Raw genomic sequence first — 20,243 nt, forward strand, 5'->3', positions numbered from 1 at the left:
CGGATCACCGCGATGTACCGCACCTTTGCTGCTGCATTGCTCTGCGCCCTGGCCATCGCCCTGCCCGCCTCGGCGCGTGACGTCCCTACCGGCCTCTCTTCCCGGCTCGGCGCCCAACTGCAGAGCAACCGCGAGCGCTACGGCATCGCCGGCCAGGCGGTACTGGTCGCACACAATGGCCAAGTGCTCTACCAGGGCGCCAGCGGCGAGCGCGACCCGGCCACGCATGCACCGGCCACCGTCGATACCATCTTCGCCGCGCAGTCGATGGCCAAGCTGCTGACCAGCACGCTGGTGATGCAACTGGTGGATCAGGGCAAGGTGGATCTGGATGCGCCGGCCAGTCGCTATGTGCCGGACCTGCCATCAGCATGGCAGACCATTCACGTACGCGATTTCCTCAACCACAGCTCGGGTATCGGCGAGTATTACGACCGGGTGGACAACCGCTGGGTGAGCAAGGGCTACACCGGAGTGGCGCCGGACCTTGCAGCAGCGCTGAAGGTGGCCGGCGCGACACCGATGCAGTTTGTCACCGGCAGCCGCGTGCAGTACACCCAGGCCAACTACCTGGTGCTGACCGCCTTGCTGGAAGCGCATTACCGCAAGCCCTACCCGGCCATCGCGCGCGAACGCATCCTGCTGCCATTGAAGATGACCAGTACCTCGTGGGGCATCACCAGCGTGCCGGCGCAGCGCGCGGCGGTGCCGTACATCGGCAAAGACGGCGCATTGCAGCCGGCCAATGAAGACCCTGGCCGAACTCGGGCCGAACTACGGTTGGGGACACGCCGACCTGCAGACCACCGTGGGCGACATGAACCGTTTCCTGCAGGCGCTGGCGACCGGCAAGCTGCTGCGCACGGCGACCCTGGAAAAACTCTGGCAGCCGCAGAAACTGGCCGGCGGTGGCAGCAATTTCTTCTCCACCGGTTGGGACACCACCCGCAGCGACGGCTACACCCAGGTCGGCCACGATGGCGGCACCCGTGTACGTGCGCGGCTGGCCTACAAGGGCACGCTGGCCAACGGCTACTGGGTGTTCGTGTACCTGACCAACGGCAGCACCCGCAATGTCTGGTCGAGCACGCTGGTGGAGAGCATGATGGCGGTCGCCGCCCCACGGGAGTTCCCGCATGCGGTGCTGTCCGAGCGGCTGATCGCGTATGCGCTGGATGACAGCGCTGGCGCGGCCGAAGCTGTGCATCGCTGGCTGCGCGACAGCAACAAGGTTGCTGCCAGTGAACTGGAACGCGCGATCAATGCCGATGGTTACGCGATCCGCGAGAGCCTCGGGGCACGCAAGGCAGTAAAGGTATTTGCTCTCAACACCGAGCTGTATCCGGATTCGGCAAATGCGTGGGACAGCCTGGCGGAATGCCATGCGGCGCTGGGTGAGAAGGAAGCGGCCGATCGGCTGTATGCAAAGGCCAAGGCGCTGGCGAAGCCGGCTCTGTAGAGTCGAGCCGTGCTCGACTCCGGGACACAGAGGCAGTCGAGCAAGGCTCGACTCTACAGAAAGCGAAAGACAGTCGAGCAAGCTCGACTCTACAAGGAGCGCGGGCGGCCATACGCCGCCGATGGGTGACGTGACGCCGCCGACCTGTTAACTTGCGCGCCACTTTCGTGGTTTACAGCATTCCCGCATGTCGCTCTCGCCGTACCGCCCCGCCCCGTCGCTGTTGTTCCTGGCCGTTTCTCTTGGCCTCTCCTCCACCGCCGCTGCGGCCCCGCAGGCCACCACGCTGGATGCGGTGCAGGTCACCGCTGCCGCCGATGCCAGCGCGCAGGCGCGCGAGGCGCTGAAGCGCGTACCCGGCGCCGGCAACGTGATTGACGTAGCCAAGGGGGACAGCCGCTTGTCCAGCAGCGCCGATGTGCTGGCCTACCAGCCAGGCATCAGCGCGCAGTCGCCGGGCAACGAGGGCACCAAGATCTCGATCCGGGGCTCGGGCATCAACCGTGGCCCGGGCGCGCACGCCTCGGGCATTGCGGTGTCGATCGACGGTCTGCCACTGACCGGCCCAGGCGGCACGCCCTACGAACTGCTGGAACCGCTGTGGTTGTCGCGCGTGGAAGTCCTGCGCGGCGCCAACGGTTTCGAGCGTGGCGCGCTGGCACTGGGCGGTGCCATCGACTACATCAGCCGCAGCGGGCGTGATTCGGCGGGCGTGCAACTGCACTACGAAGCCGGCAGCCGTGGCTACCAGAAGCGCGGCATCAGCTGGGGCGGCGTCAGTGGCGATGTCGATTACTTCCTGGCCTACACCGATACCGAGTTCGATGGCTATCAGCGCCATGCGCACGGCGACGGCAAGGGCGCGATGGCCAACATCGGCTGGCAGATCACGCCCGACCTGCAGACGCGCTTCTTCGTGCGCTACCGCGAAACCAATCACGAAACACCCGGTCGCCTGACCCGCGACCAGATCCGCAATGACCCGCACGCGGCGAACCCAGCCAACCTGGCCATCGATGCACGTCGCCCGCAGCCCGGCAGCACGTGGGTGGGCAACGTCACCACGCTGGAGATCGATGAGGATTCCTCGCTGCAGGCGGGACTGGTCTATCACACGTACCCGATGGACTTGAACGAGAGCCTGTACCGCCAGCAGCTGGACTACGCCAACCTCAACGCCACGCTGGACTACCGCCACCGCCACCGGCTGTTCGGCCTGGACAGCGAAACCACGGTCGGCCTGCGCGTCACCCACGATCTGGACGCCGATGTGCGCGAGTCGCTGCGTTTTGCCAGCAACGGCTATGCCACCGGCACGCGCACGCGTGACTTCCGCCACCACGGCACCGACAGCACGCTGCACGTCGGCAACACCCTCACCTTCAATGACCGCCTGCGCATGCAGACCGGGCTGGCACTGATCAACACCCGTCGGAATGTACAGGTGACCTGGCCGAGCAGCGGCGGCCGCCTGCGCGACCACGACTGGGACTACGCGCCGCGACTGGGCTTCACCTGGCAGCACAGCGCGCAGACCCAGTGGTTCGGCAACCTCAGCCGTTCGGTGGAGGCGCCGCACCCGTGGTCGATGATCTGGGGCTCGAACCAGTACTTCGGGTCGGGCAATGGCCCGTCTACCGGCCGCCAACGCGCGCCGGTGCCGATGCAGAACCAGACCGCCACAACGCTGGAACTGGGCGCGCGCGGTGACGCGGCGCTGGGTCGCTGGGAACTGACCGGCTACTACGCACACGTGAACCACGAACTGCTGAGCGTCGAGCTGCAACCGGTGCCGAACCTGTTCATCGCCGAGAACAACGCCAGCCCCACCGTACACCGCGGCATCGAAGCCGGATTGGACAGCACGCTGTGGCAGGCAGCGCCGGGCCGCCTGTCGCTGCGCCAGGCGTACACCTTCAGTGACTTCCGCTATCGCCACGATGCGCGTTTCGGCAGCAACCGCCTGCCCGGCCTGCCGCGCCACGCTTACCAGGCCGAGCTGCGCTTCGATCACGCGTCCGGCCTGTACGCTGCGCTCAATACCGAATACGCCTCGCGCATCGCCGTGGACTACGCCAACAGCTACTGGGCCGACAGCCATGTGATCTTCGGCAGCCGCATCGGCTACGACGCACCCGGCGGTCGCTGGCAGGCCTGGGCGGAGATGCGCAACATCGGCAACCGCCACTACGCCGCCACGGTCACGCCGGGCTACAACGATGCCGGCAAGGATGTCGCCCGCTCGACACCGGGCGAAGGCCGTGGCATCTACGCTGGTGTGCGTTTGCGCTTTGACTGATGACCGCAGGCGGCGCCGGGGGTGATCCAGCGCCGCCGTTTCAATGTCAGCTGATGCGCCACGCGGGCAAGCGCTCGCTGCGCTTCCAGATGGAAGGTGCGAAACCAATCAACACCAGCGCCGCCAGCCACTTCGGTGAGGTAGTGAGCAGTGTCGAGGTGAGCGAGCCATCGACGGGGGCAGCCATTTCCTGCCACGGGTTGTAGCCCAGGTAGACGATGCTGCCAGCCCACCACAGCAACGCCACACCGACACCCACCAGCAACAGGGCCAGCGTGCGGCAGGTCCATCGTTGCGAGGTAGTGCCCCATTCGCGGGATACCGCCACCAGCAGGCCCACCACCAGCAGCGAAATCAGGGCCACCAGGCCGATATCGACCTTGGGCCCAATACGCTCATAAGTGCAGGCGCGGCATTGCGCCTCTTCCGCGGCAGTAGCGGCTTCGGCGCCATCGGCCTGCCCGGCTGCAGGCTGTGCCAGTGCTGCAAACGGCAACAACACAGCCAGCAGCGTCACCATGATCCAACGAAACAACATCCTGTTCCTGCGTGCAGCGACATCCATGCGCTCTTCCTCGTCAGTGGTTGTACGTCCAGGGCCGCAGTACGCGGCCGTCCCATACGCCGCCCAGACCCCGTTCCGGGGGTTCGGCCATCCAGCGTCCTTGTTCCCGATGCAGTACGACAAGCTCCCGGTAGACGAAATCGTCGGAACACGAATCCCAGGCGACCGCGATCATAGCCCACTGCCCATCGACGCTGAAAACGGGCCGGGTCAGATAGACGACGTGGTCGTATGTCCGAGTCGGCCGATGCACCGTTGCCCCGCACCCCTGCTCCCGCAGCGCTCGAAGCCCCGCGCTGTCCATCCGCTGCGCACCGGCCAATGCGGCCGCAGGCACTGGCGTGGAACGGCGATTGGCGGGAACCAGGTCCGCCTGCAGCTGCAACCGCAGCGCATGGATGTCCTGCGGCCACCAATCGTCCAGCGGCAGGACCAGATCGTCCACCTCCTGGCAGGTGGAGGCACTGCTGCCCGGCCAGCAATAGGGCAAGGTCTGCTCCATCACGTAGATGTCCTCCCCCACCGGGTCGGTCAACTGTGGCTGCTCCTGCGGGCGCCATCGATCGACGCGCGTGGACGGCGTCTGCGGTGCGGTGGGCACCTCGCTCAGCGGCGATGGCAGAACTGGTGTTGGCTGCGGCTCTGGCGGAGGTGGAGGGGAGAAAGGCGGCCTCTGCCGGATCGCCAGCGCCATCGCCTCCGCCTGCATCTGCGCCGTTCCCAGGTTGACCAATGGCGGACCGATCGCCTGCTGCCACTTCGGGCGCAGGCTGCAGACTCCGGCCATGAGAGCCAAAGCCGACAGCGCCGCCGCCAACGACGCAATGCGTCGCCAGACGATCCGTTGTTGGCAGTCACGGTCCGGCTTGAACGAGGTATCTGTCATCACGACTCCGGCAACGCGGGCCACAGGCCGTGGCCAAAGCTCATATAGCGGACAGGATCCACTCGAACACGCTCCCATCCGCCCTTGCTGCGGTGCAGAAGGTAGAGGGCGCGCATCGCCGTTCCTCCACTGCACAGATCCGAGGCGATCGATGCCATTGCCCAGTTCCCGTCCAGGCTGAACACAGGGCGCTGCAGATAGACAACGCACAGATCCGGATTGCCCGGGCCACCCGTGCATCCCTCGACGCCGCGTGCGCGCCGTTGCTGAAGCTCGTCCCACGTCATCCGTTGCGCTCGCACATGCGCAAGCTCAAACGCGAGGTCGGGTACGCGTACAGCCCGGCGGTTCGCAACCTGCAGCATCGCCTCCAGATGCTGCTGAAGTTGAAAGGACGCCGCACTGTCATCATCGCGCCACTCGACGACGCTGTGACGAACCTGGCAGACCGGGACGGGGTCTCCTTCACCGCAGGAAGGCGCAGTCCATTCCATCACTGCAAATGGCATGTCGGGTTCCCAGCCGCGCGGCTCGAAGTGTGCTGGCGCGACATCTGCCAGTGGCACCTCCGCGGTCGCGAACCCACTGTTGCCGGTCAGCATCTGGGAGGAGACTGCCTTCATTGGAATCGGTGGTACTGGCGGCTTTCCTGGCGGTGTCGGTCGCAGGTCGATGAGCTCTGCCATCACCTCGGCCTGCATCCGTGCCGTTCCCAGATTGATCGGAGGCGGGCTGACATCCTGCCGCCACTGCGGGCGCACGCTGGCCATCAGCGCTGCGCCAGCAGCCACGAACAGGACGACCGCTGTCGTCAGGATGCGCTTCCGTGCAATGCGCTGTCGCATGAAGCTCCTCGAAGAAATGAAGCAGGTTGGGATATCGGCCGGGAACGTGGCGCTACACTGCTTGAATGACCTGCAGCAGGTGGGTCGCTCCTGGAGCCAGCGCCTGCGCAAGCCAACCCAGCACAGCAAAGAACAGCAGCAACCCGAGCAGCGGCCAGATCGTGTGCGTCACGCATACCCGCCACCATCCCTGCTCCTGCATGCCCTGCATGCGCCGGTACAGGCCTCCGGCGATGGCCGCGTCCACCAGCAGCTCAGCCATCAGCACTGGCGCCGACCACACAATCCACACGCTGGCCAGCAGAACGGTCGCCACCAGCGCGACGAGGCCGAGGATCGCGAGCAACGGCAGGCCTGCTTCGTCTTCGGCCAGGCCGGTCAACGGCAGCTCACCGGCATCGTCGCCGTTGACCCGCGCCGACTCATTCCACGAAGCTGACGCGCCGCCACCTCCAGAACGGCCACCGACGCCGCTCCACGGTGGTTCCACGGCACTTCCGCGAGGCGATGGGCTGCCACTGCCCACATCCGGCGACAGGCCATCCAGCACGTTGTCCCAGCGCCAGCGGATCCAGATCCACATCAGCAGCAGGAATACGCCATAGGCCAGCAGCACGGCCATCGGGTAGCGCAGCAGCATCGCGTCGATACCGGCCAGACGCAGCAGGTGCGAGGCGAGGAAACCGGCCGCACCGGTCAGGGCCACGATCAGCGCCATCTGCAGGCGCGGCCAGCCGAGCTGCTGCAGATGCTGCCGCGCGCGCACGACTTCACTGCCGCGATTAGCCGGCAGCTTCAATGGGCTGCGTGTAAAGAAACGGGTGCGTTTCATCGGCGCCGCTGGATGCCGCAGATCGTGCAGCGTGGAAGCTCGAAAACCTGATACTGCATGCGGACATCCTTGCCGGGCACGCGTAAGCGGTGGTGGGCGGATTCTACCGCGGGCAGGTCCGCTGTCCAGACGGCGGGCCTATGCCATCGATCCTCAGCTGCGGTCGATGATCCGCACGATGCGACCGTCCTCAAAAGCGAACTCGCTGCGTCCCTGCAGGGCCAGTTCCGTGCCCGCACTGGGACCATCGGGAATGTCATGCGCGAACACGCCACGCCAGCCGATCCTGGCCAGCGCCATGCCATCCTCGAAGGTCAACTCGAGCAACCGCTGCTCGCGCTCGCGGAACAACGGCGCCGATTGCCGTGCCAGTTCGCCGAAGGCATCGATGCCTTCGGTGACCATCGTCAGCTGGCTGCCGCTGTGGTTCTCGAAACGCACGTTATGCGCCAGCACCGCCAGCATGGCGTCGATGTCGAAGCGGTTGTAGGCCTGCAGGTAGTGCTCAATCAGGTGGCGGCAGTGCGATTCGTCCATGGCGGCGTCCAGTCAGGGCCTGCGCCGAGTCTCCCGCGACCGTGCCGCCGGATCAAGGCCGCGCGGCGGCCTTCAACAACTGCGCGGCCACCTGGTCGAACGGGGCGATGTCCTGCAGAGCGCGGCACATCGCCACCGCACCTTCCACGCTGGCAATCACCAGACTGGCCAGCCCACCCGCGGCGGCCGGATCGTGGCCGTCGGCGACGAACGCCGCGGCCAGATGGCCCTGCCAGCGCGCGAATACCTCTGCAGCTGCCGCGCGCGGCTGGCTGTGCACCGCGTCAACCGGCTCCTCCACCGCAGCGGCCAACACCGGGCAGCCGGCGCGGAAATCCGTGCGTAGCAGGCGCTCGCGCCACATCGTCAGGAACTGCTGCAGGCCCTGCACCGCCCCGCCCTTCAGCAGCTCCACCAACAACGCTTCGACCTTGTCGCCGGCCATATGGGTGGCACGCGCCAACAGCTCCTGCTTGCCGCCGGGAAAGTGGTGATAGGTGGAGCCCAGCGGTGCCTCGGCCAGCTTGGTGACCTCACGGATGCTGGTGGCATTGAGACCCACGCGCGCCAGCATCTGTGCCGCAGCATCAATCACGCGTTGTGGCGCATCAGAGGGACGCGGGCTCACGGCAGGCTCCTTGCCAGGACAGTCGTCATAGATTAGCGTACCGGCGATTCTATAACAGTCGTCATAACCATGAATCTCTGGTTCCGCCTGCTCCATCTGCTGCTGTGCAGCCTGTTCCGGCCCAAGCTGGAGGCCCCATTCGGGGTCTCGCGGCTGCAGTTCCGGGTACTGCCCAATGACCTGGACAGCAACCTGCACATGACCAACGGCCGCTACTGGAACATCTTCGACCTGGGCCGGCTGGACCTGATCCTGCGCATGGGCCTGGGACGGGTGGCGCTGCGCGAGAAGTGGGCACCGATCGTCGGCGCCGGCACCATCCAGTTCCGCCGCGAGCTGAAGCCGTTCCAGCGCTTCACCCTGGAAACGCGGCTGGTGGGCTGGGTCGGCTCGCGCGGCATCATGGAGCAACGCGTACTGATCGGGCCCGAGCAGAAGATCGCCACCCGTGCGCTGCTGGTCACCGGTATCTACGACCGCCGCGCGCGGCAGTTCCTGGGCATGCCGAAGATGATGGAAGCGATCGGCGTGGTCGCCCCGCCGTCGCCGCCGCTCAGTGCGGCCGCCGAGGCGCTGCTGGCTGCCGATGCGGCGTTGAAGCAGGACGACGCCTGAGCGCGCTGGATGTGCGCGCCATGCAGGTGCTGCCGCCTCAGTCCGGCAGCCGCAAAACTCCGACCACACCACAGGCGACGCCTGCCAGCAGGATCGAGTAGATCAACCACACCGGCCCACCCTGCGAATAGCCGAAGATCACCCATGCCTCACGGATCGGACGGCGGGTCATCCAGGGAATCAGCAGCAGCGCCAACAGCGGCAGACCGCAACTCATGCCGGCTGCCAGCAGCAATGGAAGTGAATCTGTACTGGCGTAGTGACCCAACGGCCAGATCAACAGGCCGCTGATCAACCCGAGCAGGAAAAGCGCGTTTGCACTCCAGATGGAAGCGCGATGGCGGCGTCGCAGGTAGACCAGACTACGGCCGCGGTAGTGACTGGGAAGTCGACCGGCAGCTCGCCGTGCAATCATCGTGGCGATACTGCCGCCCACCAATCCACTCCATATGCCCGTATCCAGATCCATCTGTTCCCCCGACCATGTGTACCTGGAGCATCATGACATGACCTCCGGCGCGTCAACGCAACAGTGGACTACACCTTCGGCATGTTCTTGGTCACGCAATGGATGCCGCCACCGCCACCGGCGATGGCATCGATATCCACCTGCTCGATCACGCGGCCGGGATACATGTCTTCCAGTAGTTCGCGGCAGAATCCATCGGCTTCGTCGTCTCCGAACTGCGGCGCGACCACTGCGCCGTTGATCGGCAGGTAGTTGATGTAGCCCATCGCCAGATCGTCGTTGTCGCGCGTATGCACGTTGTCGCGTCCGTCCAGCGGCGGCGGCAGCGTATGCACCTGCAGGCGACGGCCATCGGCATCGGTGGCCCCGCGCAGGATCCGCAGATGCTCGCGGGTCAGGTCGTAATCGTAGGACTCCGGATCGTTGTCCAGATTGGCGATCACCACGCCCGGGCGTACGAAGCGCGCATAGAAGTCCACGTGCGCATCGGTGATGTCCTTGCCGGCGATGCCGGGCAGCCAGATCACCTTGCGCAGGCCCAGGTGATGCTTCAGCTCGGCCTCGATATCCGCGCGCGACCAGTCCGGATTGCGATTGCGGTTGACCCAGCAGCTTTCGGTGAGGATGGCCGTGCCATGGCCATCGACTTCGATGCCACCGCCCTCGCCCACCAGATCGCTTTCCAGCAGCGTCGCGCCAGTCACCTGCGCCAGCCACGGCGCCACCGCGCCATCGTTGCGCGCGCTCTGCTTGCCACCCCAGCCGTTGAAGTTGAAGTCGACCAGGCCCAGGCCGCCCTTGTCATCGGTGACGAAGCACCCACCATAGTCGCGCACCCAGATGTCATCCAGCGGCACCTCGAGGAACTCGATGTTGTCGCGGCCACAGCGATCCTGCGCCTGCTTCAACTGCGCCGGGCGGCACAGCACGCTGACCGGCTGGTGGCGCGCGATGGTACAGGCCAACCGCGCCACGGCGGTGTTCACCGCATCGGCTTGCGCGCCCCACACCCGCGGCTGCGCGGCGAAGGCAAGGAACACGCGTTCCTGTGGGCCGTGCTCGTCCGGCATGCGCCAAGTCCCCGCACCTGGCCCTGCTGCAGCCACGCGACCCGGCAGCCCGGCCAGGCCCAGAGCAGCCAGGCCGCCAAGGCCGGCGGCGCCCGCCAGCTGGGTGAGGAAGTGACGACGGTTGCTCATGACAGGCTCCATGGCCGGTGTGGGATGGGCGCTATGCTGCGCTTGCCGACACATAAGAACAAACGATAGATTCAGCCATCAATTGAACAGTTTTACTTATCTGAAATGCTCAAGCACTGGCCACCACTGAACGCGCTACGGGGTTTCGAGGCTGCGGCCCGGCTGGGCAGTTTCCACCGTGCGGCGGAGGAACTGCACCTGACCCAGTCGGCCATCAGCCAGCAGATCCGGGGCCTGGAGGCGTCGCTGCAACAACCACTGTTCTTCCGGCAGGGCCGCAGCGTCACCCTCACCGACGCCGGCATCGACCTGCTGGAAACCACCCAATCCCTGCTGCGGCAGCTGGCCAGCGGCATCCGCCGGCTCGATCAGTACCGCAAGCCCAATCAACTGATCGTCAACACCAGCCCGGCCTTCGCCCGGCATTGGCTGGTGCCACGCCTGGCCAGCTTCCACCGGCTGCATCCCGACGCCGATCTGTGGCTGCTGACCAGCGAGGAAGCGCCGGACATGACCACGCAGACGCTGGACGTAGCGGTACGTGATGACCTCGACTCACAGGCGCAGTGCCAGCACCGCGTGCTGCTGCAGGACCGTCTCTATCCAGCCTGCCATCCGGCCCTGCTCGCCACACCGGCGCACGAACGCCTCACCCTGCATGGCGAGCGCGAGATGGACTGGAGCCAATGGCAGGTACAGGGTGGCGCCGACGTGGGCCAGCGTCGCGAGGGAATGAATTTCTCCGAGCCCGGGCAGTTGCTGGATGCCGCGTGCCAAGGGCTGGGTATCGCCTTGGTCAGCGAGCTGCTGGCAGCCCGAGCCTGCGAACAAGGCCTGCTGCAACCATTGGATGATGCACGCGTGCGCGGCCCACGCTGGAGTTGGCTGGTACATGAGGAGAGTGCAACCGATCCGCTGGTGATCAGTTTCTGTGAGTGGTTGCTGGCGAGTCTGCCCGCAGAAGCTACTTCTGCTGCAGCGCGCGCTTGACCGCCGCCTCGGCCAACGGCGCCATCACCGCATAGCCCTTCGCCGTAGGATGCACGCCGTCGTCCGCCAACTGCGGGTCCAGTCCGCCGATCGCATTGGCCATCGGCGTGTAGTAGTCCAGATAGACCAGCTGCTGTGCATCGGCATAGCGCTTCAATGCCGTGTTCAATGCACGCACCTTGGGCGCAGGCGCTGTGCCCGGCAGCCACGGGTAATCGCTGACCGGCAGCACTGATGCCAGCACTACGGCGATGCCATGTGCACGGGCAAGGTCCACCATCGCGTGCAGGTTGTCTTCGATCATCGCCTGCGTGGATGGGCCAGTGTTGCCTGCAATGTCGTTGGTGCCGGCCAGGATCACCACCACCTGTGGCTTCAGTGCCAGTACGTCCTGCGGGAAACGCACCAGCATCTGCGCCGTGGTCTGGCCGCTGATGCCGCGGTTGAGCCAGCCCTTGCCGGGGAAGAAACCGGCACTGCCTTCCCTGCCCCAGCCCTCGGTGATGGAGTCACCGAAGAACACCACGCGCGGCTGGCCGGGCACCGCATCAGGTAGGCGCGCATTGGCATCACGATAGCGTTGCAGCTCCGGCCAATCGGCCAGGCGCTGCTGCATGAAGCGCACTTCGTCGGGGCGTAGCTGGTCGATGGGCGTCTGCAGTAGCGGGTTGACTGCGACGGCCTCAGCGGCGCCCAGCGGAGAAGCCAACGCGAGGCCCAACGTCACGACAGTGGCAGTGGCAAGCTCAACAGGTCCACGCATGCGGGTACTCCTGAAATCATCTTCAGCAGTCTAACGCCCCACCCTGTGCTCAGCGTGCAGCCGTACGCGCCGCCACACCCGTGACTTTCGCCGGCATCCACATACCCGGCGTCCAGCCGCTGGCGGCCAGGATCGCCTTCGGGTTGTCCTGCTGGATCAGCGCACGCACCGCGTCACGCTTGTTCTTGGCCTGCAGGTAATAGGCCTTGGCGATGCGGTATCCCACCCAGTACCCGAGGTCATAGGGCTCCTGCGAACCGGGCTTGTAGTTGTACAGCCACGGCGACAGATCGGTGCTGTCCAGATCCAGCGCGAATGCGCTTTCGATATGCACTTCCCGACCACGGGTCCAGGCCGCATGGCGCCCGTTGCCGACGTTGCCGGAAATCAGTTCGGCGATGAACTCAGCAATGCCCTCGCCCAACGAAACACGCAGCACCGTCGCATGCGGGTCGCCCGGCTCGAAGTCGGTCAGGCCGGTCTGCTGGATGTGCACGTACTCGTGCGCGATCACATGCACGAAGCGGTCCTGCACATTGGGATTCATGAAATCGGCTGCGCACAGCGCTTCCAGGCCGATGATCACGCCGCTTTTCGAGGTCAACCCTACCGGACGACCACGGCCGACGGCGATGGTCACCGGCGGAAACGCAGCCTGCGGATAGATGGCCTGCAGGTTGGAAAACACCTGCGTCAGACGTTGTTTCACCGCCGGCAGTTCGGCCAGGCAGCTTCGCCCCTGCACATACAGCTCCGGCTGGCTGGCGATGGACTCGGCAATGCGCTCCGGGGTGACCCGGCGTGCCTTGGCCAGCTCGGCCAGGCCCGCCGAACCCTCGGCCATGTAGCCACGCAACTGCGCAACGCTGGGTTTGCCACCTGCGTTGTCGTACAGCGCGTAGAAGCGGCTGACATCGTCAGTGACAATCTGCGGCCCGGCCGGTGCCGCCGCCGTGGCCATGCCAACCACCCCGGCACAGGCCAGGGCCAACAGGCCGCGCAGGATCATGGACATCGCTCCGTCCTTGGTGGAGTGCATGCGAAGCGCGCAATCTATCACTCCGGCCCGGCCGCCGCAGCAAGCAGATGCGGGCACCCCGGCGCTGTGCCAGACTCGCGTTGGCACCTGCCACGGAAGATAGAGCACCCCGCGATGATGATCGTTCCCGCCTACTGGGCCGAAGCCCGCCTGCAGGCCCGTTTCCGTGGCCGGCCGGTGGTGGTGCGCCGCTTCGGCTGGTCCGACGAAGGCCCTGCCGAGGCGCAGGTGCACGCCGACCGCCGCGCTAATGAAGCCCTCAATGCCATCCTCGCCGGACAGGTGCTGCCGCGTCGCGAAGTGCGCAGCAACTACGGCGTGGAAGGCGTGCCGATCCGCGAGCAGATCGTGCTGCGCGACGGCGACGTCGTCATCACCCGCAACAGCTATGGCGCACTGTGCCTCAACAGCCCGGACGTACTGTTCGCCGACATCGACCATGCGCAGCCGCCAGCCGGCTGCGTGATGCCGGCCATCGTTGCGGCGGTCGTGCTGCTTGCCGGCGCCGTCACCGGCACGCTGCTGTGGCATTGGCTGGTGGGACTGGTGCTGGGCGTGGCGGCGGTGGTTCTGGTCAATGCGGCATTGCTGATGCGCCGCAGGCAGCGGCTGGCCGCCGCCGGGGGCGCCGAGGGGTTGGCGCTGCGACGCGTGGAAGCCTTCAGCGAACAACACCCCCACTGGCATCTGCGCGCCTACCGGACGCCTGCGGGACTGCGCGTACTGGCGATGCATGCCACGTTCTCCCCGGAGGACGAGCAGCTGCAGACATTCTTCAAGGCACTGGGCACCGATACCCTGTACGCGCGCATGTGCCGGCTGCAGCATTGCTTCCGTGCGCGACTGACACCGAAGCCGTGGCGCGTCGGCCTGAAGTACCGCATCCGCCCGCCAGTGGCCGCGTGGTCATCCGAACAGGCCAACAATCCGGATCGATTGGCCTGGATTGCCGAGTACGAAAAGAAGAGCGCCGGCTTCGCAGCCTGCGCTTATCTACGCAGTTTCGGCGATACCACCCGGGTGCATGCCAAGGCCGAGCACGTGCGCGACCTGCATGACGGGTTATCCCACGCGCAGGACCGCCTACCGCTGGCGTGAGGGCGGGTGCTCAGTCAGCGCTCTGCACGAACGGCTGCCCTGCCAGGGTAGTGCCCAGCCGCACCGCGATCTGTTGACCGTCCTTTTCGAAGGTCGTCGCACACTGCTTTCCGTCCTTCTGGCATCCGACTTCCGGAAAGCCCTCCAGCGACTCCGGCGCGCCCTGCGCAGGTTTCGCCTGCCAGCCTGCAGCATCCAGCAGGCGCTTGGCCTTGGCGTAAGGCATGCCGGCGATGATGCCCAATTGCGTCAGCTCAGCAGGAAACGACTGAGCATATGCCGTTGAAACCAGGGCCAACGACAACGTTGCAGCAAGGAGAATGGCTTTCATTGCACCGACCTGGAACGAGCGATCAGGTTCAGCCTAGACCATTTGCGTGGCATGCGAATGTGCCGGTAACACGTCGTTACCGAGTCTCCACAGTTGATTGCAGAGCACGTGCATCTGTTTACATGCGAACAGCAGCCGAGCATGGCGCGGCTCTACAGGATGCAGGAAGGCCGCCCGAAGGCGGCCTCGTGCAAAGCAGTCGAGCTCGCAAGACGCTACTTGGCGTTCTTCACGTAGGTGTCGAACCAGTTCAGCATCTCCGACACCAGTTGCTCGTTCGATTCCAGCGCGGTGTACCAGTGCGGCTCGTTCGGCAGCATCACCAGACGCGTGGTACCACCGTTGCCGCGGATCGCCTGGTACAGCTTGCGCGACTGGAACGGCTCGGTGCCCGGGTTGGCGTCGTCCTCGCCGTGGACCAGCAGCAGCGGCAGCTTGATCTTGTCGGCATAGAAGAACGGCGAGGCCTTCAGGTACACGTCCTGCGCCTGCCATACCGAGCGACGCTCGTTCTGGAAGCCGAACGGGGTAAAGGTCTTGTTGTACGAACCGCTGGTCGCCACACCAGCCTTGAACAGGTTGGTGTGCGCGATCAGGTTGGCGGTCATCAGGCCGCCATGGCTGTGACCGGTCACGCCGATGCGGTTGCGGTCGACCACGCCCATGTCCACGGCCTTGTCCACCGCTGCCTTGGCGTCGGCTTCCAGCTGCTCCAGGTAGGTGTCGTAGGCGTTCTTCGGGTCGCCCACGATCGGGAACGAGGCGTTGTCGATGATCGCGTAGCCGGCCAGCAGCATCAGGCGGTACGGCTGCAGACGGGTGAAGGTCTGCTGCGAACCGGACACCTGGCCGGCCTGCGCAGCATTGGCGAAGTCGGCCGGGTAGGCGTACAGGATCGCCGGCACGCGCTGGCCCTCCTTGTAGCCCGGCGGCGTGTACAGGGTGAACGACAGGTCCACGCCATCGGCACGCTTGTAGGTCACCAGCTGCTTCTTGATCTGGCGCACTTCCGGGGTCGGGTCGACCAGTTTGGTCAGCGCGGTCGCGGTGGACGCGAACTGCGCCTCGCCGGTCTTCGCATCGGCCACTGCCTCCCCCTGCTGGCGGATGAAGGCGTTCGGCGGATCGATCACCGACTGGTGCCAGGTCAGGTAGCGCCCCGGCGTGTTGCTGAAGCCGAGGAACTGTTCGTAGGCGTCGGCACTGCTACGGAACAGGCGCTCGCTCTTCAGCGTGCCCAGGTCCAGGCGGTCGAGGAACGGACGATCGCCCTGCGGCGAGGCGCCACGGCCGCTGAGGAACACGTGGTTGCCCTCACGGCGCACGACCTGCGCGCCATTCGGCAGGCGGGTGAACACGAGGTTGCCGGGATTGCCGTACAGCTCATCGCTGGACATGTCCCACAGCAGGCGACCTTCCTTCTTCGGCTGGTCCACGTTGACGATGCGGGTCTGCATCCAGTGGCGGTTCTCGTCGTTCTCGTACTGGAAGGCTACGGCCGGATCGGCGGTCCACGCGAAGCCCTCGAATCGCTGCGCGGTACGGGTGATCTCGATCGGCTTGCCGTTGAACGGGGCCTTCAGCATCAGCACGCGGTCACGGTGCGGCACGCTGACTTTCCAGTCGCCTTTGTCCAGCGCTTCGGCATAGACCAGGGTCGCCGGATCGGTGGCTCGCCAGTCGAAACCGCGCGGGCCTTCCGGTACGCCGTGCACCGGCACGCGATCCGCCAGCGGCAGGCTGGCGATCGACGTGCTGCGGCCATTGCTCACGTCCAGCACCGCCACATCATTGGCGAAGCGCTGATAGGTCACCGCATGTGAGTACGGCGCCTTGATCGACTCGGTCAGCACGTGCACGCCATCGGGCGCGGCGCTGACCTCGTTGAACAGCGCAGGCTGCCCCACCGGGCGCACGCTGCCCGCGGCGGTATCGACCACGGCCAGCTGCGAAGCGCCGTAGTAGGCGAACAGCTTTTCATCATGCACGCTGGTCAGGGTGTCGCGGGCTTCGTAGGTGCTGCTCTCGCCACTGCTGCCCAGCGATTCCTGCGCATCCGGACCGGTCGGCACGCCACCGTTGGACGGCGCCGGACCCTGATTGGCCGGCACCAGTTTCACCAGCAGGTTCTGGCTGCCGCCAAGCCACTGCACGGTGTAGCCGAAGATCGGATTCAGCTGCACGTTCGGCACCTGCTTCACCTGGCCGGTGGCCGCATCGCCCACCCACAGCTGCACGCTGGTATCGACCGCATTCTGGAAGGCGAAGTGGCTGCCATCGGCCGACCACAGCGCGCCAGTGGCGCAGCCCTGCGGCAGGTTGACCTTGGTCTCCTTGCCGCTGCCGATATCGACCAGGGTGAAGTCGGCCACGCAGGCCGGAATACCGTAGCCGCCGGGGGTGTCATGCCGACTGCGGTTCTTCGGCTCCAGGCGAACGCCGGCCAGCTTCAGGTACGGCTGGGCGACGCGGCTGATCGACGGGTAGGTCTGCGCGGTGGTCAGCAGCAGGCGCTGGCCGCCCGGGGCCACGTTCGGTGCCGGCGGCGGCGGTGCCTTCAGCACCTTGAGCAGGTGCTCCGGCGGCTTCGCGTAATCGGCAAGCGCCGGGCCAGCGGCCAGCAGGCCGACGGTGGCAACGGCAACTGCCGCTGCCAGAGAGGTTTGACGGATCAGCATCCTTATCCCCTGGGGTGTGAATGGGTACCCGGAATCGGGCATGGCCCCGAATCTAGCACCGCAGGGGTTGTCGTGAATGGGCCGGAAGGGCTAGTGGCCGGATGGGGCAAAGTGCAGCTCCGGCAGGTGCCGGGGAGCTGCCGGCACCTGCCAGGCATGGCCTGGCACTACTGCTGGGCGTGCAGGTCCCAGGCGGTGAGATAGTCCGGGTCGACCACGATCATGCCGCTGTTGCTCATCCGGTACTCTCCCGGCTGGGCCGGCAGGTACTGGTCGAGCATCGGCGGCAGGTAACGCTCGTGGCCATCGTTCTCGTCGGCCAGCACCACGCCTTCATCGGCACTGATGCGCAGCACCGTTCCCGCGTACTGCTCCAGTCCCTGCACCTGGCCGTCGCCGCCGTAGCGGGTCACCCCGACCAGCACCAGTTTTCCGATCATTTCCTCGACCTTGGCATCGTCCAGGGCCGGCAGCATTCGTTCGTATTGGTCGCTCATCGGTGCACCTCCAAAGCCTGCAGGATCATCATGGACAAGCCAGCCTCCGCGCTGCGAAGGCCATCGGGCAACGCAGGGGACAACCTGGCGGGCGTATGTCTGTGTTGCAGGGCCGGCAAGAGCATGCCGGGACCGCATCGGGTGAACAGTTGCAGATGCTGTGGGTGGCGGCCATCCGTGCCGGCAAAGTGGCCGTATCAGACCAGGGTCAACACCACGCGTTGCATTGCATGCAGGGTAAAGCGTGACAGCTGCGCAGTTGTTGCATGACGGCCTCCTGTTGAAGGTCACACGCGAAGTTGATGCTCCATGGACCCGATGCTGACATCGCGCGCGGAATGGTCAAGTGAAGAATGCGCACCCGTTCACCTTTTGTAACGCATTCGGATGCCTCGATTACGCTTAACCTCTGCTTCATCCGGCTGGCCCTAGGGTCAGCCTTCAATCTGCAAGGAACGCACATGCCCCGGTACGCATTCATACGACCGTGGACGCTCGCACTTTCAGCGGCCGCGCTCTGCGCCTGCGCACATGCCGCCGACCGCACGCCGACTTCTCAAGGAACCGACACCATGGCCCCCGCCGTATCCGAGACCACTTCGCCCTCCCCGCTCAATGCCGAGCAGTTGCTGCTGCGCCTGCTGGACCTGATCAAGGTCACGACCTCCACCCGCGAGCTCACCGCCGAGCGCCTGTCCGCGGCAATGCAGGCGCCGGCGCAGGTCTTCGGCCCCGGCCACTTCGGCTATGGCGGTACGCTGACACCGGAATGGGGCTATGGACTGGAAGTGCAGCGGGCCGGCACTGCCGACGCGCGGCTGGACCTGAACTTCATGGACACCAGCAGCGATCGCAAGGCCTCGGCTGCGGCGATCTGCCAGGTCGACTTCAACCACTTCGCTTCCGCACTGGATGCCGCAGGCTTCAAGCGCGAGACGGTGCGCGGCGAACACGGCCGGGTGATCTACGACCGCTTCGATCGACCGCAGCTGAGCATCAAGGTCGACACCATGCCCGAGAACCCTCACGCCCTCGGCGACGCCACGCATGCCTGCGTGCGTCTTGTCACCGTGCAGTAAGGGGAGCCATCAATGACGATCCTTTCCGCAGAAACGGAACGCCTGCTGGGCGAGTTCGCCGGCAAGACCGACGTCACCAGCGACCAGGTCGACAACCTGCGCAGCGTCATCGCGGGCTCGCCCGTGCTGGCGAAGCAGGTGGACGCAGCGATCGCGGCAGGCTATCTGGAACGCTTCGAACTGTTGCCCGCCACAAGCAATGCGGGTGGTACCTACGAGACCGGCACGAAATCCATCAACCTGCCCGCCAGCAGCTTGTCGACCCCGGCGGCGCCGGACCGGTTCGACGCGGCCGAGGTTGCCTTTGTGCTCGGTCACGAGATCCAGCACGGCTTCAACGATGCTGATGTCGAGCGCGCCTACGTGCAGTTCGAAGCCGACGTGGAGCAGATCGCGGGCCGTACAACGAGCCATGATTACACCGAGGCCATCGGCACCCTGCTCGCGGCCAACCGCCGCGATGAGGCTTCTTCGAACATCGCAGGCTGGAATGCGCTTGTCAGCCAGGTACGTGCCAACAACCCGGACGCTACCCTGCGCGACCTGTATGAAGCCAGCACCCGCTCGACAGATGTCATCCAGTCGCGACCCGGCCCGCCGATCACCTATGCCCCGCACCCGGAGCTGATCCTCAATGCGGACCTGACCATCTCCCCCACCGCAGCCAACATCGAGGGAATGGCCAGGCACTATTACGATCAGGGCGTCAGCACCGGCCTGGGCCATCATGGGAATTCGGACTACCAGAATTTCTACGGCGCCCTGGCGATCGGACTGGCCAGCGGATACGAGGCCGCGAATCCAGCGCCCGATGGCGTCAGCCGGATGGAAGTGAACATGAAGAAGCTGGGCCTGGACGAGCGCCTGCTGGAGCAGAACGGGCTCAACCTCGGCGAGGGCTCGCCCCCACGCCAGCCCTACTTCGATACCAGTACCTCGCCGTCGACGCTGCGTTACTTCGACCACACTGAGGGCACGCATACGCATGTGCCGATCACCACACAGCATGCGGTGGAGGGCGATGGCTTACCGACGCTGCTTGCGGAAGGCCGTGACCGTTCGCTGCACGAGCAGATCCGCGGCAAGGTAGCTGAGCTGGATGCTGCCAACGGACGCAGTTTCGATGCGTCCAGCGAGCGCCTGAGTGCCAGCCTGCTGGTGCTGGCCCGCGAAAACGGCCTGGACCGGGTCGACCATGTGGTGCTCAGCCGCCAGACCGAGGGTGCGGGCGCGGCGCAGAACATCTTTGTGGTGAAGGGGCCGCTGGATGATCCGGCCTCGCTGCGCGCCTCATCACCCACTGCCGAGGCCGCCCAGCGCCCTGTGCAGGACAGCCTGGATACGCTTGCCGTGGTCAACCAGCGGCAGGCCGATCAGGCCACGCAGGAACAGGTCCGCGTGCAGGAGCAGCAGCGCGGCGCGCTGACGCACTGA

The 20,243-nt window shown here is 65.8% G+C and carries 19 protein-coding genes and 1 pseudogene; 7 read left to right on the forward strand and 13 right to left on the reverse strand.

The window, feature by feature from the left end; translation table 11 throughout:
• Nucleotides 1-12 precede the first annotated feature (12 nt).
• Together ACZK5G_RS14180 and ACZK5G_RS14185 are read left to right on the forward strand one after the other, a co-directional pair.
• A pseudogene (locus ACZK5G_RS14180) lies at nucleotides 13-1,459 on the forward strand (serine hydrolase domain-containing protein).
• Nucleotides 1,460-1,646: 187 nt separating this feature from the next.
• The gene (locus ACZK5G_RS14185) at nucleotides 1,647-3,758 is read left to right on the forward strand and encodes a TonB-dependent receptor family protein (RefSeq protein WP_478463846.1); all 2,112 of its coding nucleotides are present in this window, start codon (nucleotides 1,647-1,649) and stop codon (nucleotides 3,756-3,758) included.
• A 46-nt stretch (nucleotides 3,759-3,804) separates the two neighbouring features.
• Here ACZK5G_RS14185 and ACZK5G_RS14190 read toward each other — a convergent pair whose 3' ends face one another.
• The 6 genes from ACZK5G_RS14190 to ACZK5G_RS14215 form a co-directional block, all read right to left on the reverse strand.
• Nucleotides 3,805-4,323, reverse strand: coding sequence for a hypothetical protein (locus ACZK5G_RS14190; protein ID WP_478463848.1), 519 nt, complete (start codon nucleotides 4,321-4,323; stop codon nucleotides 3,805-3,807).
• Nucleotides 4,324-4,336: 13 nt separating this feature from the next.
• Nucleotides 4,337-5,209 carry a hypothetical protein gene (locus ACZK5G_RS14195; protein WP_478463850.1) on the reverse strand — a complete coding sequence of 291 codons (873 nt, stop codon included), beginning with the start codon at nucleotides 5,207-5,209 and terminating at the stop codon, nucleotides 4,337-4,339.
• Nucleotides 5,209-6,054, reverse strand: coding sequence for an energy transducer TonB (locus ACZK5G_RS14200; protein ID WP_478463851.1), 846 nt, complete (start codon nucleotides 6,052-6,054; stop codon nucleotides 5,209-5,211). Before ACZK5G_RS14200 ends, ACZK5G_RS14195 begins: the two co-directional genes overlap by 1 nt.
• A 52-nt stretch (nucleotides 6,055-6,106) precedes the next feature.
• Nucleotides 6,107-6,886 (reverse strand): hypothetical protein, encoded by a 780-nt coding sequence (locus tag ACZK5G_RS14205; RefSeq protein WP_197615087.1) that lies wholly within the window; start codon nucleotides 6,884-6,886, stop codon nucleotides 6,107-6,109.
• A 153-nt stretch (nucleotides 6,887-7,039) separates the two neighbouring features.
• On the reverse strand, nucleotides 7,040-7,423 hold the full coding sequence (locus ACZK5G_RS14210) for a nuclear transport factor 2 family protein (protein WP_478463852.1): 384 nt from the start codon (nucleotides 7,421-7,423) through the stop codon (nucleotides 7,040-7,042).
• A gap of 52 nt (nucleotides 7,424-7,475) precedes the next feature.
• Nucleotides 7,476-8,051, reverse strand: a complete 576-nt coding sequence (locus ACZK5G_RS14215) for a TetR/AcrR family transcriptional regulator (RefSeq protein WP_049422101.1) — start codon at nucleotides 8,049-8,051, stop codon at nucleotides 7,476-7,478.
• Nucleotides 8,052-8,120: 69 nt separating this feature from the next.
• On the opposite strand from ACZK5G_RS14215, the gene ACZK5G_RS14220 reads away from it, so the two are divergent.
• Nucleotides 8,121-8,666: a thioesterase family protein gene (locus ACZK5G_RS14220; RefSeq protein ID WP_049397600.1), complete on the forward strand. Its 546-nt coding sequence runs from the start codon at nucleotides 8,121-8,123 to the stop codon at nucleotides 8,664-8,666.
• A 37-nt stretch (nucleotides 8,667-8,703) separates the two neighbouring features.
• Here the strand turns inward: ACZK5G_RS14220 and ACZK5G_RS14225 are convergent, their stop codons facing one another.
• Both ACZK5G_RS14225 and ACZK5G_RS14230 read right to left on the reverse strand, forming a co-directional pair.
• The gene (locus ACZK5G_RS14225; RefSeq protein WP_183080245.1) at nucleotides 8,704-9,135 is read right to left on the reverse strand and encodes a hypothetical protein; all 432 of its coding nucleotides are present in this window, start codon (nucleotides 9,133-9,135) and stop codon (nucleotides 8,704-8,706) included.
• A 68-nt stretch (nucleotides 9,136-9,203) separates the two neighbouring features.
• Entirely contained in the window at nucleotides 9,204-10,334 is a 1,131-nt protein-coding gene (locus ACZK5G_RS14230) for an agmatine deiminase family protein (RefSeq protein ID WP_478463854.1), read from the reverse strand.
• 105 nt (nucleotides 10,335-10,439) lie between these two features.
• Between ACZK5G_RS14230 and ACZK5G_RS14235 the strand changes: the two genes are divergently transcribed.
• A complete protein-coding gene (locus ACZK5G_RS14235; protein ID WP_478463856.1) occupies nucleotides 10,440-11,324 on the forward strand; it encodes a LysR family transcriptional regulator in 885 nt (294 codons plus the stop codon).
• On the opposite strand, the gene ACZK5G_RS14240 is transcribed toward ACZK5G_RS14235, so the two are convergent.
• Nucleotides 11,299-12,087 (reverse strand): SGNH/GDSL hydrolase family protein, encoded by a 789-nt coding sequence (locus tag ACZK5G_RS14240; protein WP_279912471.1) that lies wholly within the window; start codon nucleotides 12,085-12,087, stop codon nucleotides 11,299-11,301. The genes ACZK5G_RS14235 and ACZK5G_RS14240 overlap by 26 nt on opposite strands.
• Before the next feature lie 49 nt (nucleotides 12,088-12,136).
• Nucleotides 12,137-13,102 carry a DUF2268 domain-containing putative Zn-dependent protease gene (locus ACZK5G_RS14245; RefSeq protein WP_032127700.1) on the reverse strand — a complete coding sequence of 322 codons (966 nt, stop codon included), beginning with the start codon at nucleotides 13,100-13,102 and terminating at the stop codon, nucleotides 12,137-12,139.
• A 138-nt stretch (nucleotides 13,103-13,240) separates the two neighbouring features.
• Here ACZK5G_RS14245 and ACZK5G_RS14250 point away from each other — a divergent pair, with 138 nt between their 5' ends.
• Nucleotides 13,241-14,224 carry a hypothetical protein gene (locus ACZK5G_RS14250; protein WP_478463859.1) on the forward strand — a complete coding sequence of 328 codons (984 nt, stop codon included), beginning with the start codon at nucleotides 13,241-13,243 and terminating at the stop codon, nucleotides 14,222-14,224.
• Between the two features lie 10 nt (nucleotides 14,225-14,234).
• On the opposite strand, the gene ACZK5G_RS14255 is transcribed toward ACZK5G_RS14250, so the two are convergent.
• The 3 genes from ACZK5G_RS14255 to ACZK5G_RS14265 all read right to left on the reverse strand — a co-directional run bounded on the left by ACZK5G_RS14255 (nucleotide 14,235) and on the right by ACZK5G_RS14265 (nucleotide 17,730).
• Entirely contained in the window at nucleotides 14,235-14,555 is a 321-nt protein-coding gene (locus ACZK5G_RS14255; protein WP_182266377.1) for a hypothetical protein, read from the reverse strand.
• 215 nt (nucleotides 14,556-14,770) lie between these two features.
• Nucleotides 14,771-17,233: a S9 family peptidase gene (locus ACZK5G_RS14260; RefSeq protein WP_478463860.1), complete on the reverse strand. Its 2,463-nt coding sequence runs from the start codon at nucleotides 17,231-17,233 to the stop codon at nucleotides 14,771-14,773.
• A 167-nt stretch (nucleotides 17,234-17,400) separates the two neighbouring features.
• On the reverse strand, nucleotides 17,401-17,730 hold the full coding sequence (locus ACZK5G_RS14265; protein ID WP_006376346.1) for a hypothetical protein: 330 nt from the start codon (nucleotides 17,728-17,730) through the stop codon (nucleotides 17,401-17,403).
• Nucleotides 17,731-18,302: 572 nt separating this feature from the next.
• Here ACZK5G_RS14265 and ACZK5G_RS14270 point away from each other — a divergent pair.
• Nucleotides 18,303-18,809 (forward strand): hypothetical protein, encoded by a 507-nt coding sequence (locus ACZK5G_RS14270; RefSeq protein WP_223224724.1) that lies wholly within the window; start codon nucleotides 18,303-18,305, stop codon nucleotides 18,807-18,809.
• A gap of 12 nt (nucleotides 18,810-18,821) precedes the next feature.
• Nucleotides 18,822-20,243: an XVIPCD domain-containing protein gene (locus ACZK5G_RS14275; protein ID WP_478463861.1), complete on the forward strand. Its 1,422-nt coding sequence runs from the start codon at nucleotides 18,822-18,824 to the stop codon at nucleotides 20,241-20,243.

Source organism: Stenotrophomonas sp. 62841_Sma, assembly GCF_056482945.1.